We start from the raw sequence: 2,339 nt of genomic DNA on the forward strand, positions 1-2,339 counted from the left end.
GCAAGCGTCGCCACCATCACCGCTTTGATGGTGTGCATCCGGTTTTCCGCCTGATCAAATACGATACTGGCGGGTGATTCAAAGACCTCATCAGTCACTTCCATACCGCCGTGCAGACCATATTCCTGTGCCATTTGTTTGCCAAGCGTGGTTTGATCGTCATGAAACGCGGGCAGGCAGTGCAGGAATTTCACCTGTGGATTGCCGGTCAACGCCATCATCGTGCTATTAACCTGGTACTTACGCAGCAGCGCAATACGTTCGGCCCACTTCTCTTTTGCTTCGCCCATTGATACCCAGACGTCGGTATAGATAAAGTCCGCACCTTTCACGCCCGCGGCGACATCTTCGGTCAGCGTAATATTGCCGCCGTTTTTCTGTGCCAGCGCTTTGCACTCTGCAACCAGACTTTCCTCTGGCCAGCAGGCCTGCGGTGCGACCAGGCGCAGATCCAGCCCGGTTAACGCAGCGGCTTCCAGCATGGAATTGCCCATATTGTTGCGGGCATCACCGGTGTAGACCAGCGTCATCTCATTAAACGCTTTACCCGGCAGGTGTTCCTGCATAGTTAACAGATCCGCCAGCAGCTGGGTGGGATGAAACTCGTTGGTTAATCCGTTCCACACCGGAACTCCGGCATATTCCGCCAGCGTCTCGACAATCTCCTGGCCGTGGCCCCGATACTGAATACCGTCGTACATGCGGCCGAGCACGCGGGCGGTGTCTTTGATCGACTCTTTATGGCCAATCTGGCTGCCGCTTGGCCCGAGATACGTCACGCGAGCGCCCTGGTCGTATGCGGCAACTTCGAAAGAGCAACGGGTGCGGGTTGAGTCTTTTTCGAAGATGAGCGCGATATTTTTACCGGTGAGTTTAGCGACCTCTGTACCGTTTTTCTTATCCGCCTTAAGCTGCGCGGCGAGCTGGAGCAGTGACGTGAGTTCAGCAGAGGTGAAATCAAGCAGTTTCAAAAAGTGCTTCTGATAAAACGCAGACATGGTTTCCTCACATGGCTTAAGCCATTTATTGAATTAAAATTCAATTTATATGGATGTTTATTCATTTGCAACCTTGTTTAACAAATCTTTCCTGGAAAGGTGGAGGCAATGTCAGCGGTATGTGACAATAAGAGTATCGGCAGGACATTATGAGGAACGAGCCATGGCAAACCCGGAACTACTGGAAGAACAGCGTGAAGAAACGCGCTTGATTATTGAAGAGTTACTCGAAGATGGCAGCGATCCAGACGCGCTGTACACCATTGAGCATCACCTTTCCGCGGATGACTTCGAAACCCTGGAAAAAGTGGCAGTAGAAGCCTTCAAGCTGGGTTATGAAGTGACCGAGCCGGAAGAGCTGGAAGTGGAAGAAGGCGACACGGTTATTTGCTGTGACATCCTGAGCGAATGTGCACTGAATGCGGAGTTGATCGATGCTCAGGTTGAGCAGCTGATGAACCTGGCTGAAAAATATGATGTGGAATACGACGGTTGGGGCACCTATTTTGAAGACCCGAACGGCGAAGAAGGTGAAGACGGCGACGATGAAGATCTCGTCGACGAAGATGATGACGGCGTGCGTCACTAAGTCATCTACTGACCTGCGGTAGCCCAGGCTGCCGCAGGGCAAGGACAACGTATGGATTACCCGCAAATACTCTCCCCGATCCACAACTTCCTGCACTGCAAAACACCCCAGGCATGGCTTGATAAAGCGCAGAACCCGGCAAATCTTCCCCTGCTGCTGACCGACCACCTCGTCTGTGAGCTGAAAGCGGCGCAAACGGCGATGCTGTTGGTGCGTAAGTATGTCGCAGATAAACAGGGATCTCAGGCGCTGCTGGACTGGCTGAAACCCTATGAAGCGTTTGCTTTCAGAGAAGGGGATGAGCCGGATTTTATCGCGCTGAATAAACAGATAAGCAAAAGCGTGATGCCGCAAACCGACGACCCGTGGGGACGCAAGCTTATCGACAGCATGGTTTTGCTGATCAAGGAAGAACTGCATCATTTCTGGCAGGTGCGTGAGGCGATGATGAGTCGCAACATTCCCTATATTAAGATTACCGCCAGCCGTTACGCCAAAGGCATGCTCAAAGAGGTGCGCACCCACGAGCCGCTGACGTTAATCGATAAACTGATTTGCGGGGCTTACATTGAGGCGCGTTCCTGTGAACGGTTCGCCGCGCTCGCACCGTATCTGGATGACGATCTGCAGGCGTTTTATCTGTCGCTGCTGCGATCCGAGGCGCGCCATTATCAGGATTACCTGGCGCTGGCGCAGCAGGTTTCTGCTGACGATATCAGTAGCCGGGTGCGATTCTTTGGTGAAGTGGAAGC

At 52.8% G+C, this 2,339-nt stretch carries 3 protein-coding genes; 2 read left to right on the plus strand and 1 reads right to left on the minus strand.

Annotation, left to right across the window (positions count from 1 at the left end):
• On the minus strand, positions 1-998 hold a 998-nt coding region (gene argF, locus JTI85_RS03950; RefSeq protein WP_219352563.1), incomplete at its 3' end, for an ornithine carbamoyltransferase.
• Between the two features lie 163 nt (positions 999-1,161).
• Here argF and rraB point away from each other — a divergent pair.
• Together rraB and miaE are read left to right on the plus strand one after the other, a co-directional pair.
• Positions 1,162-1,587: a ribonuclease E inhibitor RraB gene (gene rraB, locus JTI85_RS03955; protein WP_219352132.1), complete on the plus strand. Its 426-nt coding sequence runs from the start codon at positions 1,162-1,164 to the stop codon at positions 1,585-1,587.
• Positions 1,588-1,638: 51 nt separating this feature from the next.
• The coding region (miaE, locus tag JTI85_RS03960; RefSeq protein ID WP_219352564.1) for a tRNA isopentenyl-2-thiomethyl-A-37 hydroxylase MiaE at positions 1,639-2,339 on the plus strand (701 nt) is incomplete at its 3' end.

This window comes from Citrobacter sp. Colony219 (assembly GCF_019382635.1).
GTDB classification, from domain to species: Bacteria; Pseudomonadota; Gammaproteobacteria; order Enterobacterales; family Enterobacteriaceae; genus Citrobacter; species Citrobacter youngae.